At 67.6% G+C, this 12,428-nt stretch carries 9 protein-coding genes; 2 read left to right on the top strand and 7 right to left on the bottom strand.

The features are described from left to right. The first annotated feature begins 32 nt into the window (after positions 1-32). A complete protein-coding gene (locus tag ABH915_RS04750) occupies positions 33-872 on the top strand; it encodes a siderophore-interacting protein (RefSeq protein ID WP_370118348.1) in 840 nt (279 codons plus the stop codon). A 39-nt stretch (positions 873-911) separates the two neighbouring features. Here the strand turns inward: ABH915_RS04750 and ABH915_RS04745 are convergent, their stop codons facing one another. Both ABH915_RS04745 and ABH915_RS04740 read right to left on the bottom strand, forming a co-directional pair. Further along, entirely contained in the window at positions 912-2,408 is a 1,497-nt protein-coding gene (locus tag ABH915_RS04745) for a threonine/serine exporter ThrE family protein (RefSeq protein ID WP_370118345.1), read from the bottom strand. A 49-nt stretch (positions 2,409-2,457) separates the two neighbouring features. Continuing rightward, the gene (locus tag ABH915_RS04740) at positions 2,458-3,531 is read right to left on the bottom strand and encodes a lipid II:glycine glycyltransferase FemX (RefSeq protein ID WP_370118342.1); all 1,074 of its coding nucleotides are present in this window, start codon (positions 3,529-3,531) and stop codon (positions 2,458-2,460) included. Positions 3,532-3,645: 114 nt separating this feature from the next. Here ABH915_RS04740 and ABH915_RS04735 point away from each other — a divergent pair, with 114 nt between their 5' ends. Beyond that, on the top strand, positions 3,646-4,206 hold the full coding sequence (locus ABH915_RS04735) for a TspO/MBR family protein (protein ID WP_370118339.1): 561 nt from the start codon (positions 3,646-3,648) through the stop codon (positions 4,204-4,206). A 76-nt stretch (positions 4,207-4,282) separates the two neighbouring features. Here ABH915_RS04735 and ABH915_RS04730 read toward each other — a convergent pair whose 3' ends face one another. The 5 genes from ABH915_RS04730 to gcvP form a co-directional block, all read right to left on the bottom strand. After that, positions 4,283-5,695, bottom strand: coding sequence for an L-serine ammonia-lyase (locus ABH915_RS04730; RefSeq protein ID WP_370118336.1), 1,413 nt, complete (start codon positions 5,693-5,695; stop codon positions 4,283-4,285). A 242-nt stretch (positions 5,696-5,937) separates the two neighbouring features. Next, positions 5,938-7,257, bottom strand: coding sequence for a serine hydroxymethyltransferase (gene glyA, locus ABH915_RS04725; RefSeq protein WP_370118333.1), 1,320 nt, complete (start codon positions 7,255-7,257; stop codon positions 5,938-5,940). After that, complete coding sequence (gene gcvH / locus ABH915_RS04720) at positions 7,254-7,649, bottom strand: glycine cleavage system protein GcvH (RefSeq protein ID WP_370118330.1); 396 nt, start codon at positions 7,647-7,649, stop codon at positions 7,254-7,256. Before gcvH ends, glyA begins: the two co-directional genes overlap by 4 nt. Before the next feature lie 639 nt (positions 7,650-8,288). Continuing rightward, on the bottom strand, positions 8,289-9,437 hold the full coding sequence (gcvT, locus tag ABH915_RS04715) for a glycine cleavage system aminomethyltransferase GcvT (RefSeq protein WP_370118327.1): 1,149 nt from the start codon (positions 9,435-9,437) through the stop codon (positions 8,289-8,291). A 12-nt stretch (positions 9,438-9,449) separates the two neighbouring features. Continuing rightward, positions 9,450-12,359, bottom strand: coding sequence for an aminomethyl-transferring glycine dehydrogenase (gene gcvP, locus ABH915_RS04710; RefSeq protein ID WP_370118324.1), 2,910 nt, complete (start codon positions 12,357-12,359; stop codon positions 9,450-9,452). Positions 12,360-12,428: the final 69 nt, after the last annotated feature.

Here is a 12,428-nt window from a genome sequence, read left to right as displayed (position 1 = left end):
CCCGGCGGGGGTTCTTGGTTAGGCTTAGCTGCATGACATCCGTCCCCGCTGCCACCACCGCCACCCGGAATTCGCGCCCCCAGACCGACCTGACGGTCCTGCGCAGGGAGCAGCTCTCCCCGCACATGGTCCGGATTATCGCCGGCGGCCCTGGCTTCGCCGGGTTCGTCAACAACGACTACGTGGACCGGTACGTCAAGATCGTGTTTCCGCAACCCGGCGTCGAATACCCGGAACCGCTGGACTTGTGGGCCATCCGGGAAACCATGCCGCGCAGTCAGTGGCCGCACACCCGGACCTACACGGTCCGCTGGGTGGACGCGGCGGCGCAGGAACTGGCCATTGACTTTGTGATCCACGGCGACGAGGGCCTCGCCGGCCCCTGGGCGGCCTCGGCCCAGCCCGGCGATCGCCTGACTTTCACCGGCCCGGGCGGCGGGTATAACCCGGATCCGGCCGCGGACTGGTACCTGTTCGCCGGCGATGAATCAGCGTTGCCGGCCATCGGCGCAGCGATCGAATCCCTGCCGGAGGATGCCCGCGGCCTGGCCCTGCTCGAAGTGGACAGCGAGGCCGACGTCCAGGACATCGCCGGGCCGGCCGGCGTCGAACTGCGCTGGCTGCTGCGCGGCGGCGCCCCCGCCGGTGAGAGCGGACTGCTGGTCACGGCGGTGCGCGACGCCGAGTGGCCCGAGGGCCAGGTGCACGTCTTTGCCCACGGCGAGCGGGGCTACATGAAGGGCCTGCGGGACGTCTTCTACGTGCAGCGCGGGCTGGAGCGGGCCCAGGTGTCGCTCTCGGGCTACTGGGCCAGGGGCCGGGTGGAGGACGACTTCCAGGCGGAGAAGAAGCTCCCCATCGGCAAGATCTAAGCTGCAAGATCTAAGCTGCAACGTCTGACGCCGCAAGAGCTAGCGGCGGCGGGCCCTGCGCCGTTCGTTGCTCGCCAGGCTCCGCGTCAGGGGCCGCGCCAGAGTGTCGCCGAGCACGATACCGGCTGCGACACCGAGCACGATCGCCCCGGCGTTGAGCATCCCGCCGGCGCCCATGAGAATCTCCGATTCCTCGATGGTCAATACATACATGGACCGGAATATAGTGAGCCCGGGGAGCAGAATCAGGGCTGCGGGGACGGCCACCACCAGCTGCGGGGCGCCCATCCGGAGGGCCACGACGCGGGCCAGCAGGCCGATCACCACGGCGGCCAGGGCGGGGGCGAAGCGGGACCCGATGCCCAGGGCGTCGCCGCCGATGAGGACCAGATAGCCCACCACGCCCACGGCCGCCGTCGGCAGCAGCAGCTTCCAGCTGGTCTGTTCCGTAATGCCGATCATCAGCACCGCGATGGCGATCAGGATGACGATCACCCACAAGTCATACTTGGGCGGGAATGTCTTGGTGACGTCTATGGGATCCATGCCGGTCATGTCCCCCACGACGAACCCGACGGCGATGCCGGCTACCAGCGCCCCGAAAGTCAGCATGGTGGACAAAAACCGGCCGGCCGCCGTGACCGGGAAGCCGTTGATCGCATCCTGCACCGAGGACACGAGGCGTCCCGTCGGCAGGAGCAGCAGGATCCCGCCGACCACCACGATCTCGGGGGCAATCTGCACCCCCAGCGGGGTGCCGAAGCGCCACAAGAGCAGGGCGATGATGGTCACCAGGAACGAACACGAGGCAGTGATGAAGAAGTCCGGCGTACGCCAGCGGCCCAGCTGGCGGGCCAGCAGGCTGACCAGCAGATTGGAGAGGAACGCGACGATTGAGGCGCCCGGCCCGCCGCCCAAGACACCGACGAAGACGGCGGAGAACACGCCGAATGCCACCGTGACCATCCACCGCGGGAACGGCTTGGGGCTGCGGGTGATGTCATCGAGCCGTCGCGCGGCTTCCTCGCGGCCGACGCCGCCCGCCACAATGTCCGTGACCAGCTGGTGCACTTGCGAGAGGCCGGCGTAGTTGTTGGTCCAGGACCGCACCACGCGCAGCAGTGAGATGGGCGTCTGGTCCTTCGGGGCATAGTTGATGGCCACCGACTGGTTGGTGATGTCCACTTCGATGTTCTTGAGCCCCAGCGCGGCAGTGATGGCAATGATGCTGGTCTCGACTTCCAGGGCGCCTGCCCCGTACCGGAACATGGACTCTGCCAGCTTCAGGGCGAAGTCGATGGTCTTGCGGGCAGCGGCGTCCACCCCGCCGACCTGGATCATCGGGTTGGCGTAGGGGCTGCCGGCGAGCCGGTCCACAATGCTCATCGGCGCAGTGGGCGGGTTTTCGCCTTGGACCAGGCGGCGCAGCATCCTCTTGGCGGCGGCGTTCTGGCGAACCTGCATGGCCGACATTGGCTGCGTCCGGGGCAGGCCGTCCGTGGATGGCCTGCGGTGGCCGTCGTTTCCGTTGTTCATTCCGGCCTCCTCACTGTCCTTGACTGACCTTGATTGTCTTTGGCTCGGTTTAGTAAAACTGCTGGCCCGTGCGCCGGGTGTAGACCTGGCGTGCCACGCGCTCCCCCGCCGCCATCCAGGCCTTGTACTTCAGCGGGCTCAGGACCTGGTCATAGCAGCCGACAAAGTCGGTCACCGTCTTGCTGAAGCTGGTTTTGAAAAGCCCCAGCCCATGGAACGGGTTCGACGTGTCCTTGAGCTTGTCGCTCGGCGGCGTGCCGCAGAAGTCGTATTCGGTGCAGCCGAGGTCCTTGACCTGGTTGATCGCGGTCCACTGCACAAGGTGCGAGTCACCGTACTGGCCACGTTTCTGCAGGGAGCCGCCGTCCTTGTACGTTCCCTTGCGGCCGTAGTTGATCACGAACGCGCCCACCGAGGGCACGCCGTTTTCGTACACGAAGAGCAGCCTGCCCTGGTCCCGGGCCAGGAAGTTGGTCCAGAACTGGCGGTAGTACTCGTACTCGCGCACCCGGACCTGGGACTTGGCTTCCACCGTGGTGGTCATCAGGGCATACATGGCCCGGAAGTTCTCTTCCGTGGGCTCGACATTGTGGACTTCCACGCCCTCGCGGATGGCGCGGCGCACGGCGTTGCGGCCCCGGGAGTGCAGGTTGCGCAGCAGCTGGTTTTCCTCGGGCGCAATATCGAGCAGCGCCGTGGAGTCGTTCGGCTGCAGGTTGTGGGTCTTGACCAGGCCGGCCCCCTCAAGGATCCGCGCGGCGTCGTCGGACAAGACAACGTCCGGTTCGATCTTGATCGCGAACACGCCCAGCTTGGCCCGTTTGACGAAGTCCGCGTTCGCCGCGACGATCCCGGGGATGTCCTCGACGGACGCCACGTCGGGTCCCTTGATCAGGTACCAGAGCTTGCCGAGCACCGGAAAGGACTTCTCCAGGACCAGGTTGTAGCTCGTGTAATCGGCAGACTCGTACACCAGGTGCAAGGGCTTCCAGCCAAAGTGCTGCTTGACCTCGGCGAAGGCTTCCGATTGCAGGAGATTGCCGCCGTTGGGGTTCGCGGTGACGTGGGCATCCCAGTTGGCAATCTCTTCGGCAGAGGCAAAGCGGGCAGTGAATTCTCGCAAGGGTGCGGTATCCAATCATTGCGGTACGAGCTTCGGCGGCATGCGGACATGCAGCCCCAAGTCTATCGGTCCGCACCCTGCCGCCGGGCCGGTTCAGGCGGTTACGCTGGTCTCATGCAGGCTCAGCAACAACCGCTGGAAGGACGTCCCGGGACGCCAGGCCGCCGCTCCTCGCGGGGCGCGGGCAGCGGCTTCTCCCAGGTGGTCGCGCTGCTGCTGTTCCTCGGCGCGTCGGCGCTCGTTGCGGGCCTCGGCGGCCTGGCCACGGCCAACCACGTCAACGGCTGGTACGCGACCGCCGACAAGGCCCCTTGGTCCCCGCCGAACTGGGTTTTCGGGCCCGTCTGGACGGTACTGTACGCCGCCATGGCCGTTGCGGCGTGGCTCGTCTGGCGCAGCCGCGCCCCGGGGTCCAAAGCGGCCCTGACAGCCTACGGCGTGCAGTTGGGGCTGAACCTGCTCTGGACGCCGGTTTTCTTTGCCCTGTATCCGGCTCTAGGGACGACGGCGCTGTGGATCGCGTTCGGGATCATCGTGGCTTTGGCCGTGGCCGTGGCCGTGACGGTGGTGCTCTTCGGGCCGATCAGCCGGACGGCAGGACTGCTGATGCTGCCCTACCTGTCGTGGATCGTGTACGCGTCCTCGCTGAACCTCTGGGCGGCGCTGCACAACTAACGCCTGCACAGCTGGGCCGCACAGCCGGAGCAGCCGGCCAGCGCCAACTCAGCCCCGGCCGGCGGCGGTCAGCTTCCTAGCACTCCACGACGTTGACGGCGAGGCCGCCCATCGCGGTTTCCTTGTACTTGGAGCTCATGTCGCGGCCGGTTTCGCGCATGGTCACAATGACCTCGTCCAGGGAGACCCGGTGCGTGCCGTCACCCCAGAGCGCCATCTTGGCGGCGTTGATGGCCTTGGCGGCGGCGATCGCGTTGCGTTCGATGCACGGGACCTGCACGAGCCCGCCGATCGGATCGCAGGTCAGGCCCAGGTTGTGTTCCATCGCGATTTCCGCGGCGTTCTCCACCTGTTGGGGGGTGCCGCCCATGACTTCGGCCAGGCCGGCGGCCGCCATCGAGGACGCCGAGCCGACCTCGCCCTGGCAGCCGACCTCGGCACCGGAGATCGAGGCCTGCTCCTTGTAGAGCACCCCGATGGCGCCGGCGGTCAGCAGGAACTTGACGATCGTCTCGTCGCGGTCGGCCTGGGTGGCCTTGTCCATGCCGGGGGCGAAATGCAGCGCGTAGTAGAGCACGGCCGGGATGATGCCGGCGGCGCCGTTGGTGGGGGCGGTGACCACCCGGCCGCCGGAGGCGTTTTCCTCGTTCACGGCCAGGGCGATCAGGTTGACCCATTCCTGCCAGTACTTCGGGTCCCGGAAGTCGGGGTCCTGACCGCGGGTTTCCTTCATCAGCCGCTCGTGCCAGTCCGGGGCGCGGCGCCGGACCTTCAGCCCGCCCGGCAGCAGCCCGGTGCGTTTGAGGCTGACCTCGACGCAGCCCTCCATCACGGAGTAGATGTGCAGCAGCCCTTCGCGGATCTCGGCCTCGGTGCGGGAGGCGCGCTCGTTGACGAACATGATCTCGCCGATCGAGAGGCCCTTGGACTGGCAGCGGCCCAGCAGTTCCGCGGCCGTGCGGAAGGGCAGCGGCAGTTCCTTCTTGGATTCGTCGAGCTCCTTCAGCGCCGCGTCCTCCTCGCCCTCGCGGACAATGAAGCCGCCGCCCACGGAGAAGAACGTGGCCCGGTGCAGGGTTTCGCCCGCGGCGTCGGAGACAGTGAACGTCAACCCGTTGGTGTGCCGGGGCAGGATGGTCAGCGGCCGCAGGACCATGTCCTTCACCCCGTACGGCAGGGCGACGGATCCGGCCAGCTGCAGCGTGCCGGTCTCGGCGATCGCGGCCAGCCGGTCCTCCACTTCCTCGGGCAGGATCTGCTCGGGATGGAAGCCTTCAAGTCCGAGCAGGATGGCCGTCATGGTGCCGTGGCCGTGGCCCGTGGCAGCGAGGGAGCCGTAAAGGTCCACCCGCAGCGACGCCACCTCTGCCAGCTTGCCGAGGGACTTGAGTTCTTCGGCGAAGACGGCGGCGGCCCGCATGGGGCCCACGGTGTGCGAGCTGGACGGCCCAATTCCGATGGAAAAGAGATCGAAGACTCCAACAGCCATTGTCGGTTCCTAACTAGGTCTTTCTGTGGCCCGGCAGAGGGTCCTGCCGGAAGGCGGTACGGGCGCCGGTAGGCGGTGCGTTCCACCGGTAGGCGGTGCGTTCCGCCGGTAGGCGGTGCGTGCCGCCGGAGGCACGACGCCGGGCGGCAGCTTGTGGCGGCGGCCCGGCGTCGTGATCTGCACTGCGTCTACTTCTGCACTGCGTCTACTTCTGCACTGCGTCTACTTCTGTCATACGTCGCTTAGGCGAGGTTATCAACCGAGGGGTAGAGCGGGTGGGCGGCGGCGAGGGCCTGAACCCTCGAGCGCAGACCGGACAGGTCCGCGCCGGCGTCGGCGGTCAACGCCTCAGCGATGATATCGGCAACCTCGGCGAAAGCCGCCCCGCCGAAACCGCGGGTGGCCAGCGCGGGCGTGCCGATCCGCAGCCCCGAGGTCACCATCGGCGGCCGCGGGTCGAACGGCACCGCGTTGCGGTTGACCGTGATGTCGATCGCCGCGAGGCGGTCCTCGGCCTCCTGCCCGTTGAGCTCGCAGTCGCGCAGGTCCACCAGGACCAGGTGCACGTCGGTGCCGCCGGAGATCACGTTGATCCCCTTCGCGGTCACGTCCGGCTGGACCAGGCGGCCGGCGAGGATCCTGGCGCCGGCCAGGACCCGCTCCTGGCGCTCCCTGAACTCCGCGGACGCGGCGATCTTGAAGGCCACGGCCTTCCCGGCGATCACGTGCTCCAGCGGGCCGCCCTGCTGGCCGGGGAACACCGCCGAGTTGATCTTCTTGGCGATGTCGGCATCGTTGGAGAGGATAATGCCGCCGCGCGGACCGGCCAGGGTCTTGTGCGTCGTGGAGGTGGTCACATGCGCGTGCGGCACCGGGGACGGGTGCAGCCCGGCCGCCACCAGCCCGGCGAAGTGCGCCATGTCCACCATCAGGTAGGCGCCCACCGAGTCCGCGATCCGGCGGAACTCCGCGAAGTCGAGCTGGCGGGCATACGCCGACCAGCCGGCCACGATCAGCGCCGGCTTGTGCTCCAGGGCCAGGCGCTCGACCTCGGCCATGTCGATCCGGTGGTCCTCTTCCCGGACCTGGTACGGAATGACGTTGTAGAGCCGGCCGGAGAAGTTAATCCTCATGCCGTGCGTCAGGTGCCCGCCGTGCGCCAGGTTCAGGCCCATGATGGTGTCCCCGGGCCGGATCAGGGCATGCATCACCGAGGCGTTGGCCTGCGCCCCGGAGTGCGGCTGGACGTTCGCGTACCCGGCGCCGAACAGGGCCTTGACCCGGTCAATCGCGAGCTGCTCGATCACATCAACGTGCTCGCAGCCGCCGTAATAGCGCTTGCCCGGGTAACCCTCGGCGTACTTGTTCGTCAGCACCGAACCCTGCGCCTGCATCACCGCCCTGGCCGTGTGGTTCTCCGACGCGATCATCTCCAGCCCGTCGCGCTGGCGGGTCAGCTCGGCGTCGATCCTCGCGGCGATCTCCGGATCCAGCGCCGACAGGTCCGCGTCCAGACTCGGGGAAACAACCTGCTCAAACGTGGTTACCTGCGCCGCGCTCACAGTTCGCCACCGTTCTTGGACGCGTACTCCTGGGCCGAGAGCAGCGGGCCGTCCGATTCGGCGGCCACTTTGAAGAGCCAGCCGGCACCGTACGGATCGCTGTTGATCAACGCGGGATCATCGACGACCGCCGCGTTGATTTCGGTGACCTCGCCCGTCACCGGAGCGTACAGGTCCGAAACGGACTTAGTCGACTCAACCTCGCCACAGGTCTCCCCCGCGGTCACCGTCGACCCGACCTCCGGCAGGTCCACGTACACAATGTCGCCCAGGGCATCAGTGGCGACAGCGGAGATGCCGATGGACACAACGTTTGATCCGGCGTTGCCGGAATCCCGCGCAACCCACTCGTGCTCGTCGGAGTACTGCAGTTCAGGGGCAACTTTTGCCATGTGTTTTTCCTTTACGTTTGAAAAGTCGTGGGCTAAATCAATTGTGGCTGGGATGCCTACCGACCGTGGCCGGGTTGGGTGGCGGATGAGCGAATTCCTCCCCACCATCTCCCTAACCTCGCAAGCTCGGTCAGGGAACCCTGATGGCGTGGGCCCACGCGTGCTCGGTCGCGAGGGCGCCCGCTGAGCGGACGCGACGCTCCCTTAGACGCACGCTTCCGGAATCCCCTCACCCGCCGCTATTCAGTTCAGTTTTCAGGGCCAACGGTTCCTCGGAAGAAACTGTGGCCTTTCGATATCTTCCAGAGCCGGGCTGCTCCTTGGCCTCAAGGGTGTCATCAAGCTCAACCCCCAATGATCGAGCTTGCGTGGCACACCGTTGGGACAAGCCAACCCGCGGCAGGCGGTTCATCCCCCAGCACCTTTGGCTTTCGAAGGCGCCCGCAACGACGCTTGGAACTCGAGGTGAGTTGAACCCGAGGTGAGCTGCAGGGCCCCTTCGGGCCCGACATCCGGGAGCATGCGTCTAAGGGAGCGTTACGTCCGCTCAGCGGGCGTCTTCGCGACCGAGCATGCAGAGGATGCCGGGTCCGACGGGCTGACGCAACCACAGTCACGCAGCCCCCGGGACAGCTTCGGCTACTTTTGGCGCTTGTAGAACGGCAGTGCGACCACTTCGAAGGGCTCGGCCTTGCCGCGGAGGTCGATGTCCAGTGCGGTGCCGGGTTCGGTGAATTCGACGTCGACGTAGGCCATCGCGACCGGGTAACCGAGGCTCGGGCTGGGCTGGCCGGAGGTGACTTCGCCGACGACGTTGCCGTCCTTGAGGACCGGGTAGTGGCCGCGGCCGGCCCGGCGCCCGAGGCCCTTGAGCCCGACGAGCTTGCGGCCCGTGGTGGTGCCGGCGCCGGCTTCTTTCTTGGCGGCGAGGGCGGCCTTGCCGATGAAGTCGCCTTCCTTGGACAGCGCCACGACGGGGCCCAGACCGGCGGCGAACGGGTCGCCTTCGAGCGAGAGCTCGTTGCCGTAGAGCGGCATGCCGGCCTCGAGGCGCAGCGAGTCGCGGGACGCGAGCCCGGCGGGGGTCAGCTCGCCGTCCTCGGCGATGGCGACGAGTGCCTGCCAGAGGGCGGCGGCGTCGTCGTTCGCGACGAAGATCTCGAAGCCGTCTTCACCGGTGTAGCCGGTGCGGGCCAGCAGGAGGTCCTGGCTGGCGCCGCCGAACATGAACGGGACGTCCACTGCGGCGTAGTACTTCAGGTCGGTGACGAGTTCGTGCTGCGCGGCGGGGACCAGGCGGAGCAGGATTTCCTGGGCCTTGGGTCCCTGCACGGCGATCAGCGAGGTTTCGGCGGACGCGTCACGGACGGTGACGTCGAATCCGCCGTTTTTTCCGGATCCGGCCCGCTCGGCGAGGGCCTCGGCGACTACCTTGGCGTTGCCGGCGTTGGGGACCACGAGGAACTTCTGGTCGCCCCGGCGGTACGTGATGAGGTCGTCGATGATGCCGCCGTCCTCGTTGCAGATCAGCGAGTACTTGGCCTTGCCGATCGCCATCGCGGAGATCTTGCCGACGAGGGCGTAGTCCAGGAAGGCTGCGGCGTCGGGGCCGGTGACCCAGACTTCGCCCATGTGGGAGAGGTCGAACAGGCCCGCGGACTTGCGGACGGCGTGGTGCTCGGCGAGTTCGGAGCTGTACTTCAGGGGCATCTGCCAGCCGCCGAAGTCCGTGAAGGAGGCGCCGAGCTTCTTGTGCTCTTCGTAAAGTGCCGTGTAGTTCTCAGTCATCGTTGGCTGTCCCTAGTTGTTAGAGGCGGAGTTGGCGGAGTCGTCGGAGTGGGCTGCTGTGTCTTCTTCGAAGGCTTCGAGGGGTGGGCAGGAGCAGATCAGGTTGCGGTCACCGGCAGCGCCGTCGATCCGGCCGACCGGAGGGAAGTACTTGTCCTGCCTGAGCGTGTGGACCGGGAAGACGGCCTGTTCGCGCGGGTACTCGCGGGTCCAGTCGGTGCTGATCACGGCGGCAGCGGTGTGCGGGGCGTTGCGCAGCGGGCTGTGCTCCACGGTGAAGTCGCCGTGGGCCACCTGGTCGATCTCGGCGCGGATGGCGACCATGGCCGTGATGAAGCGGTCGATCTCGCCGAGGTCCTCGGATTCGGTGGGCTCCACCATCAGGGTGCCGGCCACCGGGAACGCCAGCGTGGGGGCGTGGAAGCCGTAGTCGATCAGGCGCTTGGCCACGTCCTCGGCGGTCACGCCGGTCTTGGCCGTGAGTTCGCGCAGGTCCAGGATGCACTCGTGCGCCACCAGGCCGCCTTCGCCGGTGTAGAGCACCGGGAAGGAGTCGTTCAGGCGGGCCGCGATGTAGTTCGCCGCCAGCAGGGCCGACTTGGTGGCCTCGGTGAGTCCGCGGCCGCCCATGAGCTTCACGTAGGCCCAGGAGATCGGCAGGACGCCGGCCGAGCCGTAGCGGGAGGCGGAGATCGGGGTGCCGTCGGCGCCGTTGGCCGGGTCCGCCGCGTTGCCCGGCATGAACGGTGCCAGGTGCGCCTTGGCTGCGACCGGGCCGACGCCGGGTCCGCCGCCGCCGTGCGGGATGCAGAAGGTCTTGTGCAGGTTCAGGTGCGAGACGTCGCCGCCGAACATGCCCGGCTGGGCCAGTCCGACCAGGGCGTTGAGGTTGGCGCCGTCGATGTAGACCTGGCCGCCGGCGGCGTGGACCGCGTCGCAGACCTCGCGGACGTCGGCGTCGTACACCCCGTGCGTGGAGGGGTAGGTGATCATGATGCAGGACAGGGCGTCCTTGTGCAGCTCGATCTTGGCGGTCAGGTCCGCGTGGTCGATCGTGCCGTCGGAGGCGGTGGCCACGACCACGACCTTCATGCCCGCGAGCACCGCGGAGGCCGCGTTCGTGCCGTGCGCGGACGCCGGGATCAGGCAGACGGTGCGCTGCTCATCGCCGCGGGAGAGGTGGTAGCCGCGGATCGCCAGCAGCCCGGCGAGCTCGCCCTGGGAGCCGGCGTTGGGCTGGATGGAGACCTGGTCGTAGCCGGTGATCTCGGTCAGCTGGGCCTCGAGGTCCTCGATCAGTTCACGCCAGCCGGCGGTCTGGGATTCCGGGGCGAAGGGGTGGATCGAGGCGAACTCCGGCCAGGAGATGGCTTCCATCTCGGCCGTGGCGTTCAGCTTCATGGTGCACGAACCCAGCGGGATCATGGTGCGGTCCAGGGCCAGGTCACGGTCCGAGAGGCGGCGGATGTAGCGCAGCAGCTGGGTTTCGGAACGGTGGGTGTTGAACACCGGGTGCTGGAGGTAGTCGGAGGTGCGCGCCACGGCGGGGTCCAGGCCGAAGCCATCAGTCGAGTCAGTCACGGACGCGCCGAACGCGGCAATGACGTCGGCGACGACTTCCACGGTCGTGGCCTCGTCGGCGGAGATGCCGACGGTGTCGGCGTCGATGGCGCGCAGGTTGACGCCCTTGGCGTCAGCGGCCGCGATGATCTCAGCTGCCCGGCCCGGCACGGAAACGGTGATGGTGTCGAAGAAGGAGGTGTGCAGCACGTCCAGGCCGGCGGCCTTCAGGGAGGCGGCGATGGTCTTGGCGTGGACGTGGACCGACTCTGCGATTGCCTTCAGCCCGTCCGGGCCGTGGTAGACGGCGTAGAAGGAAGCCACGATGGCCAGCAGGGCCTGGGCGGTGCAGATGTTGGAGGTGGCCTTCTCGCGGCGGATGTGCTGCTCACGGGTCTGCAGGGCCAGGCGGTAGGCGGGAACGCCGGCGGAGTCCTTGGAGACACCCACGAGGCGGCCGGGCATAGAGCGCTCGAGCCCCTTCTGCACGGCCATGTAGGCCGCGTGCGGGCCGCCGAAGAACAGCGGCACGCCGAAGCGCTGGGCGGAGCCGACGGCGATGTCCGCGCCCTGCTCGCCCGGGGACGTGATCAGGGTCAGGGCCAACAAGTCCGCTGCCACGGTGACCAGGGCACCGCGTTCCTTGGCATCGGCGATCACGGCGGTGTGGTCGAACACGCGGCCGGAGACGCCCGGCTGCTGCAGGACGACGCCGTTGATGACGCCGTCGGGCAGGCCCTTGGAGAGGTCAGCGACCTCGACCTCGAAGCCGAGCGCCTCGGCGCGGCCCTTGACGATCGCGATGGTCTGCGGCAGGCAGTCGGCGTCGAGGACGGTCTTGCCGTCGTGGGCGGCCTTGTTCTTGTTGGCGCGGCGCATCATCAGCACGGCCTCGGCGACGGCGGTGGCTTCGTCCAGCAGGGAGGCGTTGGCGATCGGCAGGCCGACGAGGTCCTGGACCATGGTCTGGAAGTTCAGCAGCGCCTCGAGCCGGCCCTGGGAGATCTCCGGCTGGTAGGGCGTATACGCGGTGTACCAGGCCGGGGCCTCAAGGATGTTGCGGCGGATCACCGGCGGGGTGAGGGTGTCGTAGTAGCCCTGCCCGATCATCTGCACGGCGGTCTTGTTCTTCGACGCCAGCTTGCGCAGCTCGGCGAGGACTTCGACCTCGCTCAAGGCCGCGGCGAGCGCGAGGTCGGCGTCCTGACGGATGTCCTTCGGAACGGCGGTGTCCACCAGGGCGTCGACGGTGTCGTAGCCGACAGCCTTCAGCATGGCGTCGACGTCGGCCTGGCGGCGCGCGCCGATGTGCCGGTCAACGAAGGACGTGGAGGCTGGGGTAACAGTCACAAGGAACTCCATAACTCAGGCGGCGCAGGGTACGCCACATTGATTCGGGTTCCTCCCCGCTCTGTATTGGACCTGAGAGTT

It is taken from the genome of Arthrobacter sp. MW3 TE3886 (assembly GCF_041262145.1).
In the GTDB taxonomy this organism is placed as follows: domain Bacteria; phylum Actinomycetota; class Actinomycetes; order Actinomycetales; family Micrococcaceae; genus Arthrobacter.
Note: the sequence above shows the minus strand (reverse complement) of the source record. Positions and strands in the feature narration are given on the sequence as shown.

Excerpts from the sequence above, each read along its gene's own strand:
- ABH915_RS04735 (WP_370118339.1), top strand. The coding sequence starts at position 3,646 with ATGCAGGCTCAGCAACAACCGCTGGAAGGACGTCCCGGGACGCCAGGC.
- gcvT (WP_370118327.1), bottom strand. The coding sequence starts at position 9,437 with ATGACTGAGAACTACACGGCACTTTACGAAGAGCACAAGAAGCTCGGC.
- gcvP (WP_370118324.1), bottom strand. The coding sequence starts at position 12,359 with ATGGAGTTCCTTGTGACTGTTACCCCAGCCTCCACGTCCTTCGTTGAC.
- ABH915_RS04750 (WP_370118348.1), top strand. The coding sequence starts at position 33 with ATGACATCCGTCCCCGCTGCCACCACCGCCACCCGGAATTCGCGCCCC.
- gcvH (WP_370118330.1), bottom strand. The coding sequence starts at position 7,649 with ATGGCAAAAGTTGCCCCTGAACTGCAGTACTCCGACGAGCACGAGTGG.
- ABH915_RS04730 (WP_370118336.1), bottom strand. The coding sequence starts at position 5,695 with ATGGCTGTTGGAGTCTTCGATCTCTTTTCCATCGGAATTGGGCCGTCC.
- ABH915_RS04745 (WP_370118345.1), bottom strand. The coding sequence starts at position 2,408 with ATGAACAACGGAAACGACGGCCACCGCAGGCCATCCACGGACGGCCTG.